The organism is Shimia sp. R9_3, from assembly GCF_017743755.1.
GTDB lineage: Bacteria > Pseudomonadota > Alphaproteobacteria > Rhodobacterales > Rhodobacteraceae > Shimia.
Window position 1 is genome coordinate 166,430 of the sequence record NZ_JAGHRP010000002.1, and the last position, 16,297, is coordinate 182,726.

A 16,297-nucleotide genomic window follows, 5' to 3' on the forward strand; every position below is an offset into this window, starting at 1 on the left:
TGACAATTTGTCAACGTTATGTGAGCGTCAGATTCGACGTTCTGCAAAAACAGGGAGCACCAAAACAATGCGCAAAATCACATTTGCCGCCGCCGCCATGGCCTGTGCCACAATGGTCCACGCCGAAGGCTGGGATATGCCAACACCCTATGGCGACAGCACATTCCACACACAGAACATCATGCAATTTGCTGATGATGTACGCGCCGCCACTGATGGCGGGCTGGACATCACCATCCACTCCGCAGGCTCGCTGATCCCGCACGCGGAAATCAAAAACGCCGTGCGCTCGCGTCAGGTCCCGCTGGGTGAATTTTTCCTGTCGCGTCTGTCCAACGAAGATCTGGCCTATGGTCTGGACAGCCAGCCATTTGTCGCCACCAGCTATGATGACGCGCGCGCCCTTTGGGAAGCGCAAGAGCCGGTTGTGACCGAGCTTTTGGCAGAGCAGGGGCTGATGCCGCTCTTTTCCGTGCCATGGCCAGCGCAGGGTCTCTATACCAACGGCGAAATCGCCACCGTTGAGGATCTGAACGGTCTGCGCTTCCGCGCCTATAACGCCGCATTGGAAGAGTTTGCGACCCTCGCAGGTGCCGCGCCTGTTCAGGTTGAGGCGTCCGACATTCCTCAGGCCTTCACCACCGGTCAGGTTGCAGCGATGATCACCTCACCCTCCACCGGCGTGAACTCCACCGCTTGGGATTTTGTCAGCCACTACAGCCCGATCAACGCTTGGGTGCCAAAAAACATCGTTGTGGTGAACAAGCGCGTGTTTGACCGTCTGGATGCAGATGTTCAGGCCGCGGTTCTGGCCGCAGCAGACACCGCCGAAACCCGCGGCTGGGAAATGTCCGCCGCTGAAGCCGACGCCAAAACCGCAGAGCTCGCCGCCAATGGCATCACCGTTTATGAGCCAAGCCCGGCTCTGGTCGAAGGCCTGCAGGGCATCGGTGCCAAGATGCTGGAAAACTGGAACGCAAACGCCTCTGACGCCGCCAAAGCGGCGCTGGCGGATTATTCCAGCAAGTAAGCCCCATCGCGAACCGGCGGTGCATGTCATCGCCGGTTTTCATATGTGGCGAACAAGACCAGACCAAACAGGAGGGCAGGGCGTGAGCAGAGCTTTGGACGGAATTTACCGGGCCGCCGGATATCTCAGTGCCATGCTGATACTGGCGATCTGCCTCTTGGTCAGCGCGCAGATTGTATTGAACGGCATGGGCCGCGTGATGCCCGGCGTCTTGCCTTCCACCATCCCATCCTACGCGGATTTCGCGGGCTTCATGCTGGCCGGCGCCACCTTTCTGGCCATGGCCTACACCCTGCGTTCAGGCGGTCACATCCGGGTGACGCTGTTTGTGCAGCGCATGGGCCGCCGCGCGATTGTCGCGCTCGAAGCGATCACGCTTTTGGTGGCCATCGGCTTTGTTGGCTATGCGCTTTACTTCAGCGGCGCGCTGGTGATGGAAAGCCTGCACTACGGGGATGTTTCCAATGGCATCATTCCGGTGCCGCTTTATCTGCCCCAAGGCGTGATGACCTTTGGCATCGGTATGCTGTTCCTTGCGCTGGTGCAGTCCTTGGTGGAACTCATTGCTACTCGCAAGCCAGTGCTGCACGCCGCGGAGGAGATGTAATATGGCCGATCCAATGATTGCCGCGGTCCTCTTGGGGCTAATGCTGATCTGCCTCGCCGCCGGGCTCTGGGTGGCCATGGCGCTGGGCGTTGTGGCGCTGGTGGCGATGACCGCCTTTTCCAACGCCCCCGCCGGACTGGTGCTTGCCACCACGCTTTGGGGGCACTCCCACAGCTGGGCGCTCACCGCCCTGCCACTGTTTATCCTGATGGGGGAGATCTTGCTGCGCAGCCGCTTGAGCCAGGATATGTTCTCAGGCCTTGCTCCATGGCTCACCCGCGCGCCGGGGCGGCTTTTGCATGTGAACGTCTTTGGCTGCGCGATATTTGCCGCCGTCTCCGGCTCAAGCGCCGCAACTGCCGCCACCATCGGTCGCATGTCTGTGCCCGAACTCACCAAGCGCGGCTACCCCGAGAGCCTGATCATCGGCACTCTGGCAGGCTCCGCCACCTTGGGCCTCCTGATCCCGCCCTCCATCATCCTGATCGTCTATGGCGTGGCCACGGAACAATCCATCGCGCGCCTCTTTGTGGCGGGCATCCTTCCGGGCTTCATGTTGATTGCGCTTTTTGCCGGCTATGTCGCCGTGCGCGCGTGGATGAACCCGGCGCTGATCCCACAAGAGGTGCGGGATTTCCCGCTGCGTGAAAAACTCGCCGCCTCGCGCAATCTCATCCCAGTCGCGCTGCTGATCATCGGCGTGATCGGTTCGATCTACACGGGGCTTGCCTCGCCAACAGACGCCGCCGCCTTGGGCGTTGTGCTGGCCACCGTGCTTGCCTGGGCCTCTGGCAGCTTCAGCATCAAACTCTTCATGGACGCGCTGCTCTCTGCCACCCGCACCAGCTGTATGATCGCCTTTATCCTTTTGGGCGCTGCCTATCTTTCCGTGGCGATGGGCTTCACCGGCCTGCCGCGCAATCTGGCGGCTTGGATTGGCGCGATGGAGCTCTCCGTGCCCGCTCTTTTGGTGGCGCTGACACTGTTCTTCATTGTTCTGGGCTGTTTTCTGGATGGAATCAGCGTGGTGGTGCTCACCACCTCGATCATCATGCCGATGATCTCCGCTGTCGGCATCGACCCGCTGTGGTTTGGCATCTATCTGGTGATCGTGGTGGAGATGAGCCAGATCACCCCGCCAGTGGGCTTCAACCTCTTTGTCATCCAAGGCATGACCCGGCTCGACATCCTGCGCATCGCCAAAGCGGCATTCCCGTTCTTCCTGCTTTTGCTGCTGGGGGTTCTGCTGATCTGTGTCTTCCCACAAATCGTGACCTATCTGCCGGAGCTGATGAGCCGCTAAACCCAAAGCTGCCTTGCTGGATCAGAGCGAGGCAGCCGCCCGGCTGGCCTGATCATACTGCCCGGATAGCGACCGTAGAGAGGCCGCAATCTCGCGCATCGCTTCACCGGAGATATCCAGCCGTGGCAGCCCATCGATAAAGCACCGATTGCGCACCACACGGTAAGCTTCACAGACGTCCTTGCCTTCCGCCGATGTGCTATAAAACACCTCTTTGCCGCGTTTCTCCGATTGGATCAGCCCAAGCTTCAAGAGCTTCTTCAGCGCATAATTGACCGTATGGCTGTCCTCAATGTTGAGCAAAAAGCAGATGTCTGTCAGCCGCTTGTCCTTGTCGCGGTGATTGACATTGTGCAGCGCCAGAATCTCCAGCGGGGTCATCTCAGGATGTCCCGCCGCCGCCATGCACCGGGTCATCCAGCGCGAAAACGCATTGTAGGCGATGATCATCCCGTACTCGACCTCTGAGGCTTCCCAGCCATCCCCCTCAGCGAGGTGACGGGAGGAGACGATAGGGCGTTTTTCCATGGATTTGACCAATCATATCAGCGTTACGTCAGTAAATTGGTAGCATAATCCCTCGGATTTGCGAGGGAAACCCCGTGGTTCCGCCTCAGCGAAACAAAGCGTTTGGGGAATCCGCCTGTCGCCCGCTATTCAAAAAGCACCGCGCATTTTCGCGGGAAATTTGGAGGAAAGGGCAGAGGATGAGTTTGGACAAAGAGATGTTTGAAAAAGGTCTGGCCGCGCGCAAGGCGACGCTGGGGGCCGAGTATGTGGAAAAGACTCTGGACGGTGCAGATGATTTCAATCGCCCGTTTCAGGAGGCCATGACCGCGTGGTGCTGGGGCTTTGGCTGGGGCGATGACACCATTGACGCCAAGACCCGCTCGATGATGAACCTGTCGATGATCGCAGCCCTTGGCAAAATGACCGAATGGGAAATTCATCTGCGCGGCGCGCTTACCAATGGCGTGACGGCAGAGGAGGTGCGCTCCATAATCCATGTGATCGGGATCTATTGCGGTGTGCCGCAATCGCTGGAGTGTTTCCGCGTGGCGCGCCGCGTTCTGGAAGAAACCGGCCATATCTGAAGCATCGCGCTGAAAAGACGCCAGAAAAAATCGACCACGGGGGTGATCCGTCTTTTAAGCCCCCGCGTATTGGGGATATGGTGAGTGCAACACTTGATATTTCCCGCGACCGGGCGAACGCTCCGATAACGCGACCAAAGGAAAGGCAGCGCGTGACGCAAGCCAGAGCGGAGCCCTCACAAGAGACTCAGTGGATGATCGCCGTGCGCGATCACCGCGACAAGGCCGCATTCTCGCGGCTGTTTGATCACTTTGCCCCGCGTTTGAAGGGCTTTGTGATGCGCAATGGCACCTCTGCGGCGCAGGCCGAAGAGATTGTGCAGGATGTGATGCTGACGTTGTGGCGCAAGGCCCATATGTTTGACCCGCATCGTGCTCAGGTGTCCGCTTGGGTCTATCAGATCGTGCGCAACCGTCAGATCGACGTAGCGCGCAAAGAAAACCGCCCGATGCCGGAGGCGCTGAAGGAAGAACCTGATGCGGAGCCGGACGCCAGCCAGATCCTGGCCATCGAGCAAGAAACGGGACAGCTGCGGGCCGCTTTGCAAAAGCTGCGGCCTGAACAGCGGGAGGTGATTGAGCAGGCCTATCTTGGGGAGCTGACCCATCAGGAGATCAGCACAAAAACGGGCTTGCCGCTTGGTACTATCAAATCGCGCATCCGCCTCGGATTGCAGCGTCTGAGACACGAATTGAAAGACCTGAGTGAATGACAGCCATAAGCCATCATATCCCAGAGCCCATGTTGGCGGCTTACGCGGCGGGCAACCTGCCGCACGCCTTCTCCCTTGTTGTGGCCACCCATATCTCGATCTGCGCCGAGTGCCGTGCTGTGGTCGAAGCCCATGAAGCTGTGGGCGGTGTTGTGGTCGAAGACAGCGGCGCGTTTGCCGTGTCGGCCTCCATGAAAGCTGACCTATTGAGCCTTCTGGATGATCCTATTCCTGAGGCGCCAGTCTATGCGCGCAGCGGCCCCTATCCGGGCCCTGTTGTTGAAGCGCTCAAAGGGCGTGAACCTCGGTGGAAGAAACTTGGCATGGGTGTGCGCCAGGATATTCTCGCCGAAGACAAGCACGGCAGCGTGCGTCTGCTCTATATCCCGCCGGGACAGGCGGTGCCCGATCACGGCCACAACGGGTTGGAGCTGACACTGGTGCTGCAAGGCAGCTTCACCGATGAGACCGGCTTCTTCGGGGTTGGCGATGTGGAAGTCGCGGACGAAACGCTGGAGCATACGCCGATCGCCGGAGCAGGGGATGCCTGCATCTGCCTCGCCGCGACGGATGCCAGGCTGAAATTCAACGCCTTCGTGCCGCGCATGTTGCAGCCGATTTTCCGGATTTGAGCAACCTAGCTTTGGCTTCGCGCCTCTAGGTCTTTCCACCCCGGAAAGACCTCCTTTTGTTTCGGCGCTGCCGTTGCGCGCAGCATATCGAGACTGCGCTGCAATTCGGGATTGGTCATGTCTCGTGCAATCACCACGATGCGCGAGGTGGTGTCGCCGTCTGGCCAGTTGTTGAGTGGCTCCGGACGATCAAAGATGTGCTGCACACCATGAAAGACAAAAGGTGTTTTGAGCCCTTTGAGAAAGACGATGCCTTTTACTCGTAAAAGGTCTGGTCCCTTCAGCGCCACCAGCGTGTCCAGCCAGTGATCAAAAACCGAGTCTTCCAGTGGAGTCTCCAGCGTAATGGAAGCCGACTCAATGCGCGCATCATGCGGAGAGAACTTGCGCACCAGCTTGGTTGGCGCAAAGCCTGAAAGATTGACGAGAGGATCAGATGGCGCGGCCTCAGATGGCGCGCGTGTCAGCCAATTGAGCGCCTGAGTGGCATCAGCATTCCGGCGCAGCGCAGACAGGCCCCAAAGCCGCTTCGGATCTTCAACCGCCTCAGCGACATTCAGGATCTCCGCTGTGGGATTGAGCTTTTCCAAACGACGGCGCAAAGCCGAGGTTGCCTTGGGGGTGGCAATATCTGTCTTGGATATCAGGAGAAGGTCGGCCGTTGCGGCCTGCGATACCGCTTCAAACTGGGCGTCCAGTGTCGCCTTCCCATTGCTTGCATCCACCATCGTGACAACGCCGTCCATTCGCGTCGCCCGGGCAAGGTAGTAATCCCGCAACAAGGTCTGTCGTATCGGGGCAGGGTCCGCCAGCCCGGTGGTTTCGATCACCACACGGTCAAATTCCAAAGTCCCACGCGTGCGGCGCTCTATCAGATCTGCAAGGGTTTTGGAAAGATCATCGCGCATGGAACAGCACAGGCAGCCAGAAGATAGCAGCACCACCTCTTCGTCGGTGGCTTCGATCAGATCGTGATCCAACCCAACTTCCCCGAACTCGTTCACAATCACGGCAATTTTCTCTTTGCCAGTCTGAGATAGAATTTTATTGAGTAGGGTGGATTTCCCTGCGCCTAGAAATCCGGTGAGCAGGGTAACAGGTAAGCGTGAATCGGTCATGACGGGCCTTCAGATAGCTGACGGCTGCATATTTATTGATATGTTATAACATTTACAATGCGCTTCACTTCCCGCGATAAATCAGCCAGTCCGGCAGGTATTGCAGCAGGCGGATCACCCAGGAAAACGGCCTTGGAAAATCGGTGCGGAAGCGGCGCGATGTCATCGCTCGCAGAATGTGATCTGCGGCCACATCCGGTGTCATCAGCATGGGCATCTTGAAAGCGTTCTTGTCGGTCAGACGTGTCTTGATGAAGCCCGGATTGACCAATCGCACGATGATGCCGGTGTCCTTGAGATCGTGGCGCATGGTTTCCGCAAGGCTCACCAAGGCGGCTTTGCTGGCCCCGTAGCCGATGGCATTGGGCAGGCCGCGATATCCCGCGAGGGAACCGACAAGCGTGATGTCGCCAGCACCCCGTGCCGTGAAACCGGGCATAAGCGCGCCCAAAACGCGCATCGCCCCCATGAAGTTGACATCGGCTACGGTCAGCGCGCTGTCAGTCTCCCATTGAGTGGCCGCCATCGGTTCATAGGCGCCCGCGTTATAGATCACCCCGTCAATCTCACCCACGGATTTCGCGGCCGCTTTCACCGCCTTGCCATCGGTCACATCAAGCATCAGCACCCGCGTATTGGGCAGCTTTGCCGCCAGCGAGGCAAGCCGTTCGCCATTGCGCGCGGACACAATCAAATCCGCCCCTTCGCGGCTCAGCTTCTCAGCCAATGCGCGGCCCAAGCCTTCACTGGCCCCGATGAGCCAGAAAGTTTTGCCGGAAAACGCGCTCATTGGTTCTGCGCCGGGGCGGGGACATTGTCAGACAAGAGGGCTTCGGGCGCAGGCTGTTTCTTCAGGAACGGTGCACGTTTTGCCCACAAAATCGCCGCCTGCCAATGGATCAGAGCCACCACACGTGCCGCACCAAGGGGCCGGCGCACAGCTGCCCAAAGCAGGCTTGCGTTGCTCGCAGGTGTGCGCGGACCAAAGAGCGTGGCAATCACACCCTGATCCCCGTTTTCATAGGCAATGCGGATGTTCAGCGCGTCCGCACTGAACCCGAAATTGAAGCGGTAGCCGCCTTCGACTTTCTGAAACGGGGACACATGCATGAGTTTCTGGGTATGCATCTGGTCTGAGGCCGCAATTGGACGGAAATCGTCATGGGCGCAGAAGTAGCAGTGCCGGTCACCAAAGGTGTTGTTCACCTCAGCCACAAAGGCGCAGGGCTGATCGTCGATCAAGGCAATCCAGAAGCTCACTGGATTGAAGTGAAACCACAGAAAGCTTGGCTGCGTGAGCAGCACCAGCCGCGCGTTCTCCACCGGAAAGCCACGCTCGCGGAGCACATGTTTGAACCACTCGACCCCATCACCCGCGCCGCGTGTGCCTCCGTGGTGGCGATCCCAGATCGACCAGAGGTTAAAGCGGTTGCGCGACAGGAGGGCAGGCCTGCGGCTCTCGGAAAGGTCAGTCAGGACAAAATCCACGCCATAGCGAAAGGCGTTTTTCAGCTGTCCTCTGCGGGCGTGTGTTGTGTGGCCCTGTATGTGCTCTATCGTCATGGTCCCTTTACGCTTTTGTCTGCGTCACAGATCACACAGGTCAGGGTTTTCTGACCTTTTAAAGCGCCCGCGCTGTTGAGCGAGTTTTGCATGTCATTGAGAGTGAACCAAGGTTTAGTTCGCCGCGTATCTGCTTTCAAACGATCAATAAATGAGGGTTTCATGTTCGATCAGTCGATGAATGCACGCCGCAAGATTGCCATTGTCGGGGCCGGTATCTCAGGTCTCTCTGCGGCCTATGCTTTGTCGGAGCAGCATGATGTCACCATTTTTGAGGCTGAAGGGCGTCTGGGCGGCCATGCCCGCACGGTGCTCGCGGGGCTGAACGGTGATCAGCCGGTGGACACAGGGTTCATCGTGTTCAACTACGCCACCTATCCCCATCTGACCCGCCTGTTTGACGAGCTCGACGTGCCGGTTGCCAAAAGCGAAATGAGCTTTGGGGCCAGCATCGACAATGGCTGGCTGGAGTATGGCCTGAACTCCTTGGGGGCGATTGCCGCGCAGAAGCGCAACCTGCTGCGGCCCAAGTTCTACGGAATGATCGCGGATATCTTGCGCTTTGGCAAACGTGCAGAAGCCGCCGCGCAGGATGACGACAAAACCATCGGCGAGCTTGTGGATGAGCTGAAGCTGGGCCAATGGTTCCGCGAGTATTACCTCATGCCCATGTGCGGCGCGATCTGGTCCACACCGATTGCCGAAGTAGATCAGTTCCCGGCGCGCTCGCTGGTCCAGTTCTTCAAGAACCACGCGCTGCTGGCGGGCAACAAACAACACCAGTGGTACACCGTGGATGGCGGCAGCATCGAATATGTCAAACGGCTGGAAGCCGCGCTGGTCACACGCGGCTGCACCATTCGCCTGAATGCCCCCGTGGAGCATGTGAGCCGCGGGCTGAACGCCGAGCGCGGAGTGCCAGGCGTAACGGTCAAAGCAGCCGGCAGTGAAGCGCAGAGTTTTGATGAGATCATTCTGGCCTGCCACTCTGATCAGGCGCTGCGCATTCTTGGCAAAGACGCCACCGCAGCCGAGCGCAAGGCGCTCAGCGCAATCCGCTATCAGCCCAACCGCGCCGTGCTGCACCGCGATCCGGCGCTGATGCCAAAGAACCGCAAGTGCTGGTCAAGCTGGGCCTACCGCTCTCAGAACGGGGCGATTGGCGTGACCTACTGGATGAACCGGCTGCAAAACATTGACACCAAAGATCCGCTGTTTGTGACGCTCAACCCGACGCAGGAGATCGCTGAGGACGCCATCTATGATGACGTGAGCTTTGCGCATCCGGTGTTTGACAAAGCCGCTCTGGTGGCACAGCGCGAAATCCGCGAACTGCAGGGCCACAACCGCACCTGGTTTGCAGGGGCCTATAACCGCCACGGCTTCCATGAAGACGGTATCGACAGCGCCATGCGTGTGGTGGCGCAGCTTAGCGCCCAGCAGGAGGCCGTGCAAAACGCCGGTGCAGCGGCAGCGCAAATTGGTGAGGCGGAACGCGCCGCCAATGCCGTTCTGCTGCGTGACAGCGCATAAAGATCAATGGCTGAGGCAGCGGTCATAGAGCAAACGCGCGGCCTCTATCCGCGCGTCAGTCTTTATGCGTTGATCCTGGCTGCTGCAGGCATTCCGCTCTATATCCATTTGCCGCGCTATGCCTCGGTGGAACTTGGCATAGGTCTCGCCACGCTGGGTGGGCTTCTGCTGGCGATCCGTTTGGTCGATCTGGTGCAGGACCCGCTGATTGGCTGGGCCATAGACCGCTTCCCACGGTTTCAACTGGGCTTCGCGCTGCTGGCTGTCGGCGGGCTGGCCGTCGGCTTCCCGTTGCTGTTCACGCGCGCAGAGGCGCTGGCGCAAGGCGGCATGGCCGCACTTGCAGCTGTCTTGGTGCTGCTGTTTTCGGCCTATAGCCTTGGTATGATCCTGCTCTACGGGCGCAGCGCAACCCTTGCAAGCACCCCCACATCGCCAGAGCTGATGCGCATTGCCGCATGGCGGGAGGCAGGGATGCTCGCGGGCGTGATCATGGCCGCGCTGCTGCCCACGCTTTTGGTCGCCATGGGCGCGGCCGGTTCGGGCTACGGGGCCTTTGGCCTGACACTGGGGGCGGCTGCGCTGTTGGTCGGGGTGCTCACGCGGCCCATCTGGCAACGTCCGGTGATCCAAGGCGCGCGCTTTTCACTGGCGGATCTGACACAGGCAGGCGCCACCCGCCTGATCCTGCTCGCGCTGGTCAACAGCCTGCCGGTTGCCATCACCTCAACGCTCTTTCTGTTCTTTGTGGAAGACCGCCTGCAGCTCGCCAATGCCGCCGGGCCGCTCTTGGTGCTCTTCTTCCTCAGCGCCGGGCTCAGCGTGCCGCTTTGGGCGCGAGTTGCAGGGCATCTGGGCGGGCGCAAAACGCTGCTGATCGCCATGCCACTGGCCATCGGCGGCTTTGTCGGGGCAGCCTTTCTATCGGCAGGCAATCTGCTGGGCTTTGCCCTCATCTGTGTGGCCTCCGGCGCGGCATTGGGTGCGGATATGGTGATCCTTCCGGCGCTCTTCTCCGTATCTCTCACAAAGGCACGTCTGAGCGCGTCTTTGGCCTTCGGGATATGGTCTTTTGCCGGAAAACTGGCACTGGCTCTCGCGGCGTTTCTGGTTTTGCCAGCGCTGCAGACCAATGGGTTTGTGCCCGGAGAGACCAACACGCCTGAGGCCCTGAACGCGCTCAACATCGCATATGCGGTGGTGCCCTGTGTGTTGAAACTTGTGGCGCTGGCTATGGTGCTGGCCCTTCCTGCCGAGGAGGCAGAGTGATGAAACTACTGACTGTATTGTTGATTTTGGTATTGGGGCTGACCCTTGGCGTGGTCTACCTCAAAGGCCGCCTGTTCAGCTTCCGCTCTCAAGAGCCCTCTGACTATGCCGAACTCGGCCCCTTCATCTCGCTCAAAGAGCACCTGAACGGCCCCATCCTGTCAGAAGGCCTGATTTATGGCCCCAACGGACGTGTGGCCAACAGCTTTGTGGCCCGTATGGAAGGCAGCTGGGACGGCGACACCGGCACCCTGAAAGAAGCCTTCACCTACTCCAACGGCAAACAGCAAAACCGCCAGTGGAACCTCACAATCGTGGACGACACCACCTTCACTGCCACCGCTGATGACATCATTGGCGTGGCCAAAGGCAAGGTCTCCGGCGCCACCATCCGCATGGATTACACCATCGTGCTCACCGAGGAAGCGGGCGGTCACAGCCTCAACGTGACGGACTGGCTCTACATGACCGAAAGCGGCGTGATCATGAACCGCTCAGAGATGCGCAAGTTCGGCATCAAGGTCGCCGAGCTGATCGCCACCATGCGCCCGCAGCCCGAGGAAGAAGAACGCCGGGAGGCGGCGGAGTAGGGGGCAGAAGGTGGTGGCTTATGTTTGAACGGAGCGCCCCTTAGCTTCGACCATACGAATGACCGCTTCGGTGCACATATCTTGGCAACCAGATCGCCTGCGGGAACCGAGGCGAGGTTCAACTAGAAAGCAAAGACTCAGACGATTTTCGCGCTGGCAATATTACGACAGGGACGCTTGGGTCATGGCGATCCAACTCAGTGACTATGCGAGGCGCGACCTTTTTTTCGAACGTCCAGATATATGAAAGAAACTCTCGGTCGGGCAATTGTTCTGGACAGCCTGTGGCCATGTCGAAGCGCACCGATCCGTAATTTGAATATACGCGGTGAGCGATACCCATCAAACATACCCGGCGTGGTACGCGGAGCCATACCACCAAATCAGTTCGCGGCAGGCGAATGTCGAGTGTTGACGGAGTGTTGCCGTCCATCACCCATCGCTCGCGACCGACGAGGGCCAAGACGCGGGCGCGCTGCTCGGCGCGGTTCCGAACCTGCCAGCCGGGAAGCCAGCGCACATCTCTGTCATAGGATTGATACTCAAGTCCGTATCGTTCGGCGATCTTGAGTGACAAGGTGCTCTTGCCAGCACCCGAACAGCCAATCACGAGGACGCGATTGGCTTTCGCCAAACGCTTAGCAGCGTGGGGTATGGAAATGAAATTTGGCAAGGCAGTCCGTTCCTCGATCAAATACATCGATGAATGATGTATTCTCGAAGGGAATGCTCTGAAAGGCAACAGATCACAAAGGTAGACATCAGAAATCGCCGCGGCATCGGTCCAACCGGGCTCATAGCCGAACTAGCGCGCTCAACTTGCTCCTCACTTCACCCAAATCTCAGGCTCTTCCCCATTCCACAGGTTTCCGCAGCCCCGAACAAAAACACGCTTGAGCCTCAACACATTGATAGTTTAGCTAAATTTTACGTTCAAAAATATATTTAGAAAGAGCCTTTTAACTTCTGCTGATCTAAGGCTTGTACCCTACAGGCCGTAATGCAGGGAGGCTGTAGCGTGAGAGTGTCTCAGTTATTGAAGTCGAAGGACACGAACAAGGTCGAGGGCATTCGACCTCATTCGACGCTTCGGCAAGCCGCCAATGTTCTGATCGAACTCAAACTTGGTGCATTGGTCGTGACGGACGAAGTCAATACGATGGTTGGGATTGTCTCTGAAAGGGATCTCCTGCCTGTGGTGGCAAGTTGCGATCCCAAAGCCGCAGAGGCCTTGGTTTCAGACGTCATGACCCGCACCGTGATTTCTTGCGGCCCGGAGGACGAGGTGAGCTATCTGCTGCACCTCATGAATGAAAACGCGATCCGTCACATCCCTGTGCTTGAGGATGAGAAGCTTGTCGGCATTCTGAGCATCCGAGAGCTTACCAAAGCTTATGAGCTGCTTCAGATTGAGGCGAACACGGACCCGCTGACTCAGGTTTCCAACCGTCGGCCGTTTCTGAAAACACTGGAAACGCAATTTGATACGGCCCGGAAACAAGGTCTGCCCATGTCGGTGGCCATGCTCGATGTCGATCATTTCAAGCGGATAAATGACACCTACGGTCACGATGCAGGGGACAAGACCCTGCAACAGCTTTCAAGGATGCTGATACGCGAATTTCGCACAATTGACCTTGTTGGCAGACTGGGCGGCGAAGAATTTGCGCTGGTCTTTCCCGACACCGATTTGATTGGCGCATATGCGGCCTGTGAGCGGTTGCGATCCACCATCCAATCCAGCGAAATTGTAGCTGACGCCAACAAAATCCGTTTAACGGTGAGCATCGGGCTGACCGAGATTTGCGACCAATCCAGCGCCGCCGCGGCCCTGCTCAAGCGCGCAGATGAGTTGCTCTATATGGCCAAAAACTCTGGCCGGAACCAGGTGATGGTGGAAGGCGGGGTGAGGATACCTTCCACGCTCGAAAACGCGCTTACTTCGCCCCAATCTTAGGCTCTTCGCCCGCGCGCAGGCGCTCAATATTCTCGCGGTGCCGCCACATCACAATTGTTGCGAGCGCCAGCGACAGAAACACTGCGCTGCCGTAGCCCAGAACAAACATCCAGATGGCACTCGCGCAGGCGGCCACAAGCGCTGACAGCGACGAGATGCGAGAGATCGCAGCCGTCACAAGCCATGTCAGGCAGCAGGCGATGCCCACGGGCCACGCCAGCGCAAGGATTAGGCCAAGGAAGGTCGCTACACCTTTGCCACCTTTGAATTTCAGCCACACCGGATAGCAATGGCCTAGAAACGCCATCAGCCCGGCCAATTGTGCGGCGTCCTCGCCTGCCATGGCGCGCGCGATCAGCACGGCCACCGCGCCTTTGCCGCCATCCAGCAGCAAGGTCAGCGCGGCGGCTTTCTTGGAGCCTGTGCGCAGCACATTGGTTGCACCGATGTTGCCGGAACCGATGTTGCGCAGATTGCCGAGCCCCATCACGCGGGCCAGCACCATGCCAAAGGGGATCGAGCCCAAAAGATAGCCAATCGCGGCCCAGAGAAGCAGGACAGCGGGCGCAGTTTCCAAAATGGGCATCAGTCTCTCCGGTATACGGCCTCACCGGCCACGTAAGTTGCCTGCACCTTACCCTGCATGCGGGCGTCGTCAAACGGGGTGTTCTTGGATTTGGAGCGCAGCTTGAACCGGTCGAGCACGAAGGGCGCATCCGGATCAAACAGCACCAGATCTGCAGGCGCGCCTTCGGCCATCTGACCGCTTGCAAGCCCCAAACGCTGCGCCGGGTTCAGCGCCAGCGCGCGGAACAGCTCGGGCAGGGTCAGATCCCCGTTGTGATAGAGCCGCATCGCCGCTGGCAGCAGGGTCTCCAGTGCCACCGCGCCCGATGCCGCTTCCTCAAATGGCAGGCGTTTGCTTTCCTCATCCTGCGGGGTGTGCATCGAGCTGATCACGTCAATCAGTCCGGATTTCACCGCCGCAATCAGCGCAAGACGGTCATCCTCGGCCCGCAATGGTGGCTTGATCTTAAAGAATGTGCGGTAGTCAGCCACATCCAGCTCATTCAAGGTCAGATGGTGGATCGAGGTGCCCGCTGTCACGTCCAAGCCGTTGTTTTTGGCGCGTTCCAGCGCGGGCAGAGCGCGCGCGGTGGTGATCTGGTCCGCGTGATAGCGTGCGCCGGTCATCTCCACCAAGGCAATGTCGCGATCCAGCCCCATACGCTCCGCCATGGGCGAGACCGAAGGCAACCCGCGCAGCGCGGCAAATTTGCCCGCGGTTGCCGCGGCGCCTTTGGACAGCACAGGCTCCTGCGGGTGGGCAATCACCAGCGCACCGCAAGAGCGCGCATAGGTCAGCGCACGGGACAGCACTTTGGTGTCGCGCACCACATGGTCACAATCGGTGAAGGCCACCGCGCCCGCGTCCATCAGAAAGCCGATCTCGGTCATCTCGCGACCCTCGCGCCCCTTGGTCAGCGCGGCCATAGGCAACACATTGACCGGTGCGGCTTCATTGGCGCGGCGCGCGACAAATTCCAGCGTCTCCGGCGTGTCAATCGCAGGGAGCGTGTCAGGGCGCGTGACCATGGTGGTCACACCACCCGCCGCCGCCGCCAGACCTGCGGATTTGTAGCTTTCCTTGTGGCGCTCGCCGGGCTCACAGACTTTCACACCAATGTCCACAATCCCCGGCGCAAGGCACAGCCCGCCGCAATCGATGGACTCGTCTGCCGCTGGCGGCGTGTCTGTGCCAAAGCCCGCAATCTTGCCCTCCGCGACCAGCAGCCAGCCGGGGGCGTCCGTGCCCTCTGCCGGGTTGATCAGGCGGGCGTTGGTGAAAAGCGTGGTCATTTCTGCTCTCCTTAAAGGGCGCCGCTTTGGCGTTTCAGGGCGGCCACCGTGGCCTCTGGGTCGCTCTGATACTTGATCAGATGTTTGTCACCACTTTGGGTCACAACCTGCACGAAGCTGCCCATTTTGTTGATTTTTTCGATGTTTTCCAGCGCGATCATCCGGCCGCCGGGGCCCAGAAGGCGCTGATTTGTCAGGTCCCAACGCATCGCCAGTTCATCAGACATCAGATAAGCGCCGCGCACCACAATCGCGCCCAAGCCCCCCACAGCGCCGGTCCAGACATAGGGGTTGCCCAGCAGCCAAAGCACGACCATGCCGCCGAACATCGCTGCGGCTGCAAGCCATGTGTTGGCGCGGATATAGGTCGCGCGATCCGCAGAAAAACTCTGCTGCACGCTTTCGGCGTCAAGCAGCTCTGCATTGGGGGTCAGATGCGTGTTCATCCGATCATCCATAATATGAGAAAACCAAGCAGTGCCGCGCCAAGCGGCAAAGCAAAAAGCGCAACCAGCAGTGTGAGGTAAGGGCTGCGCGGGGCAGGGACGGGCTCCGGGGCGACCTCCGGCGGCAGCGGTGCGCCTTTTGCGGATTTGTCCGGCAGAGGGGCAAACTGCACCGGCGCGGTTTCTTCCTTATAGGTGCCGATCCAGCGCAGCGGAGATCTGGGGGAGAGGGTTTGCGCAGTGCCCTCAAACGCCGAGGACAGCACCACCAGCATCCAGCCCTTCTGGCTCGACAGCCGCGCCGCGTCCTCTTTCACATCGGCTGCGGCGATCCCAAGGCCTTCGACCATATAGCCTGTCAGTCCGAGATCATCGAGATCACGCAGATCAAACAGCTCGACAAAATCGGGGTCCAGCGTGCTTGCGCCCAGCGCTTTGGCAACCGGCCAATCCGCGCTGTCCTCCGTATCTTCGGGCATATCGCGAAAGCCCGGAATCTGCTCCGGCGACAGGTCGACGGCAAAGAGCCGCACCAGCCCGCGTTCGGAGTCAGACACCCGCACCGCGCTTAACCTCCGATCC

Annotated in this window: 19 protein-coding genes; 10 read left to right on the plus strand and 9 right to left on the minus strand. The window is 59.3% G+C overall.

Annotated elements, in window-relative coordinates:
- Window positions 1-67: 67 nt before the first annotated feature.
- From J7412_RS05340 to J7412_RS05350, 3 genes are all read left to right on the plus strand, one after another.
- On the plus strand, window positions 68-1,030 hold the full coding sequence (locus J7412_RS05340) for a TRAP transporter substrate-binding protein (RefSeq protein WP_209077747.1): 963 nt from the start codon (window positions 68-70) through the stop codon (window positions 1,028-1,030).
- Window positions 1,031-1,112: 82 nt separating this feature from the next.
- A complete protein-coding gene (locus tag J7412_RS05345; protein WP_209077748.1) occupies window positions 1,113-1,637 on the plus strand; it encodes a TRAP transporter small permease subunit in 525 nt (174 codons plus the stop codon).
- A gap of 1 nt (window position 1,638) precedes the next feature.
- Complete coding sequence (locus J7412_RS05350; RefSeq protein WP_209077749.1) at window positions 1,639-2,940, plus strand: TRAP transporter large permease subunit; 1,302 nt, start codon at window positions 1,639-1,641, stop codon at window positions 2,938-2,940.
- A 21-nt stretch (window positions 2,941-2,961) separates the two neighbouring features.
- Here the strand turns inward: J7412_RS05350 and J7412_RS05355 are convergent, their stop codons facing one another.
- Window positions 2,962-3,468: a winged helix DNA-binding protein gene (locus tag J7412_RS05355; RefSeq protein ID WP_209077750.1), complete on the minus strand. Its 507-nt coding sequence runs from the start codon at window positions 3,466-3,468 to the stop codon at window positions 2,962-2,964.
- Between the two features lie 179 nt (window positions 3,469-3,647).
- On the opposite strand from J7412_RS05355, the gene J7412_RS05360 reads away from it, so the two are divergent.
- The 3 genes from J7412_RS05360 (at window position 3,648) to J7412_RS05370 (ending at window position 5,379) form a co-directional block, all read left to right on the plus strand.
- Window positions 3,648-4,034 (plus strand): carboxymuconolactone decarboxylase family protein, encoded by a 387-nt coding sequence (locus tag J7412_RS05360; protein ID WP_209061647.1) that lies wholly within the window; start codon window positions 3,648-3,650, stop codon window positions 4,032-4,034.
- A 194-nt stretch (window positions 4,035-4,228) separates the two neighbouring features.
- A complete protein-coding gene (locus J7412_RS05365; protein WP_209062073.1) occupies window positions 4,229-4,747 on the plus strand; it encodes a sigma-70 family RNA polymerase sigma factor in 519 nt (172 codons plus the stop codon).
- A complete protein-coding gene (locus J7412_RS05370; protein ID WP_209077751.1) occupies window positions 4,744-5,379 on the plus strand; it encodes a ChrR family anti-sigma-E factor in 636 nt (211 codons plus the stop codon). Before J7412_RS05365 ends, J7412_RS05370 begins: the two co-directional genes overlap by 4 nt.
- 5 nt (window positions 5,380-5,384) lie before the next feature.
- Here the strand turns inward: J7412_RS05370 and J7412_RS05375 are convergent, their stop codons facing one another.
- The 3 genes from J7412_RS05375 to J7412_RS05385 all read right to left on the minus strand — a co-directional run bounded on the left by J7412_RS05375 (window position 5,385) and on the right by J7412_RS05385 (window position 8,060).
- Window positions 5,385-6,497, minus strand: coding sequence for a GTP-binding protein (locus J7412_RS05375; RefSeq protein ID WP_209077752.1), 1,113 nt, complete (start codon window positions 6,495-6,497; stop codon window positions 5,385-5,387).
- Between the two features lie 64 nt (window positions 6,498-6,561).
- Window positions 6,562-7,287 carry an SDR family NAD(P)-dependent oxidoreductase gene (locus tag J7412_RS05380; protein WP_209077753.1) on the minus strand — a complete coding sequence of 242 codons (726 nt, stop codon included), beginning with the start codon at window positions 7,285-7,287 and terminating at the stop codon, window positions 6,562-6,564.
- Complete coding sequence (locus J7412_RS05385) at window positions 7,284-8,060, minus strand: DUF1365 domain-containing protein (RefSeq protein WP_209077754.1); 777 nt, start codon at window positions 8,058-8,060, stop codon at window positions 7,284-7,286. The genes J7412_RS05380 and J7412_RS05385 overlap by 4 nt, the downstream gene beginning before the upstream one ends.
- Before the next feature lie 162 nt (window positions 8,061-8,222).
- On the opposite strand from J7412_RS05385, the gene J7412_RS05390 reads away from it, so the two are divergent.
- The 3 genes from J7412_RS05390 to J7412_RS05400 are packed head-to-tail and all read left to right on the plus strand — an operon-like array spanning window position 8,223 to window position 11,452.
- Complete coding sequence (locus tag J7412_RS05390) at window positions 8,223-9,593, plus strand: FAD-dependent oxidoreductase (RefSeq protein WP_209077755.1); 1,371 nt, start codon at window positions 8,223-8,225, stop codon at window positions 9,591-9,593.
- A 6-nt stretch (window positions 9,594-9,599) separates the two neighbouring features.
- Window positions 9,600-10,862 (plus strand): MFS transporter, encoded by a 1,263-nt coding sequence (locus J7412_RS05395; RefSeq protein ID WP_209077756.1) that lies wholly within the window; start codon window positions 9,600-9,602, stop codon window positions 10,860-10,862.
- Window positions 10,862-11,452 carry a DUF3833 domain-containing protein gene (locus J7412_RS05400; RefSeq protein WP_209077757.1) on the plus strand — a complete coding sequence of 197 codons (591 nt, stop codon included), beginning with the start codon at window positions 10,862-10,864 and terminating at the stop codon, window positions 11,450-11,452. Before J7412_RS05395 ends, J7412_RS05400 begins: the two co-directional genes overlap by 1 nt.
- Before the next feature lie 118 nt (window positions 11,453-11,570).
- Here the strand turns inward: J7412_RS05400 and J7412_RS05405 are convergent, their stop codons facing one another.
- Complete coding sequence (locus J7412_RS05405) at window positions 11,571-12,152, minus strand: hypothetical protein (RefSeq protein ID WP_209077758.1); 582 nt, start codon at window positions 12,150-12,152, stop codon at window positions 11,571-11,573.
- A 318-nt stretch (window positions 12,153-12,470) separates the two neighbouring features.
- Here J7412_RS05405 and J7412_RS05410 point away from each other — a divergent pair, with 318 nt between their 5' ends.
- Entirely contained in the window at window positions 12,471-13,409 is a 939-nt protein-coding gene (locus tag J7412_RS05410) for a diguanylate cyclase (RefSeq protein WP_209077759.1), read from the plus strand.
- Here the strand turns inward: J7412_RS05410 and plsY are convergent.
- The 4 genes from plsY to J7412_RS05430 are packed head-to-tail and all read right to left on the minus strand — an operon-like array spanning window position 13,390 to window position 16,272.
- Window positions 13,390-13,995: a glycerol-3-phosphate 1-O-acyltransferase PlsY gene (gene plsY, locus J7412_RS05415; protein WP_209077760.1), complete on the minus strand. Its 606-nt coding sequence runs from the start codon at window positions 13,993-13,995 to the stop codon at window positions 13,390-13,392. The two genes, J7412_RS05410 and plsY, sit on opposite strands and share 20 nt — an antisense overlap.
- A complete protein-coding gene (gene pyrC, locus J7412_RS05420) occupies window positions 13,995-15,269 on the minus strand; it encodes a dihydroorotase (RefSeq protein ID WP_209077761.1) in 1,275 nt (424 codons plus the stop codon). Before pyrC ends, plsY begins: the two co-directional genes overlap by 1 nt.
- A gap of 11 nt (window positions 15,270-15,280) precedes the next feature.
- A complete protein-coding gene (locus tag J7412_RS05425; RefSeq protein ID WP_209077762.1) occupies window positions 15,281-15,715 on the minus strand; it encodes a hypothetical protein in 435 nt (144 codons plus the stop codon).
- Window positions 15,712-16,272 (minus strand): hypothetical protein, encoded by a 561-nt coding sequence (locus tag J7412_RS05430; RefSeq protein WP_209077763.1) that lies wholly within the window; start codon window positions 16,270-16,272, stop codon window positions 15,712-15,714. Before J7412_RS05430 ends, J7412_RS05425 begins: the two co-directional genes overlap by 4 nt.
- Between the last annotated feature and the right edge of the window lie 25 nt (window positions 16,273-16,297).

What these genes read in the sequence shown, in the direction of transcription:
- J7412_RS05340 (WP_209077747.1), top strand. Translation starts at nt 68, where the DNA reads ATGCGCAAAATCACATTTGCCGCCGCCGCCATGGCCTGTGCCACAATG.
- J7412_RS05350 (WP_209077749.1), top strand. Translation starts at nt 1,639, where the DNA reads ATGGCCGATCCAATGATTGCCGCGGTCCTCTTGGGGCTAATGCTGATC.
- J7412_RS05355 (WP_209077750.1), bottom strand. Translation starts at nt 3,468, where the DNA reads ATGGAAAAACGCCCTATCGTCTCCTCCCGTCACCTCGCTGAGGGGGAT.
- J7412_RS05360 (WP_209061647.1), top strand. Translation starts at nt 3,648, where the DNA reads ATGAGTTTGGACAAAGAGATGTTTGAAAAAGGTCTGGCCGCGCGCAAG.
- J7412_RS05365 (WP_209062073.1), top strand. Translation starts at nt 4,229, where the DNA reads ATGATCGCCGTGCGCGATCACCGCGACAAGGCCGCATTCTCGCGGCTG.
- J7412_RS05370 (WP_209077751.1), top strand. Translation starts at nt 4,744, where the DNA reads ATGACAGCCATAAGCCATCATATCCCAGAGCCCATGTTGGCGGCTTAC.
- J7412_RS05375 (WP_209077752.1), bottom strand. Translation starts at nt 6,497, where the DNA reads ATGACCGATTCACGCTTACCTGTTACCCTGCTCACCGGATTTCTAGGC.
- J7412_RS05380 (WP_209077753.1), bottom strand. Translation starts at nt 7,287, where the DNA reads ATGAGCGCGTTTTCCGGCAAAACTTTCTGGCTCATCGGGGCCAGTGAA.
- J7412_RS05385 (WP_209077754.1), bottom strand. Translation starts at nt 8,060, where the DNA reads ATGACGATAGAGCACATACAGGGCCACACAACACACGCCCGCAGAGGA.
- J7412_RS05390 (WP_209077755.1), top strand. Translation starts at nt 8,223, where the DNA reads ATGTTCGATCAGTCGATGAATGCACGCCGCAAGATTGCCATTGTCGGG.
- J7412_RS05395 (WP_209077756.1), top strand. Translation starts at nt 9,600, where the DNA reads ATGGCTGAGGCAGCGGTCATAGAGCAAACGCGCGGCCTCTATCCGCGC.
- J7412_RS05400 (WP_209077757.1), top strand. Translation starts at nt 10,862, where the DNA reads ATGAAACTACTGACTGTATTGTTGATTTTGGTATTGGGGCTGACCCTT.
- J7412_RS05405 (WP_209077758.1), bottom strand. Translation starts at nt 12,152, where the DNA reads ATGTATTTGATCGAGGAACGGACTGCCTTGCCAAATTTCATTTCCATA.
- plsY (WP_209077760.1), bottom strand. Translation starts at nt 13,995, where the DNA reads ATGCCCATTTTGGAAACTGCGCCCGCTGTCCTGCTTCTCTGGGCCGCG.
- pyrC (WP_209077761.1), bottom strand. Translation starts at nt 15,269, where the DNA reads ATGACCACGCTTTTCACCAACGCCCGCCTGATCAACCCGGCAGAGGGC.
- J7412_RS05425 (WP_209077762.1), bottom strand. Translation starts at nt 15,715, where the DNA reads ATGAACACGCATCTGACCCCCAATGCAGAGCTGCTTGACGCCGAAAGC.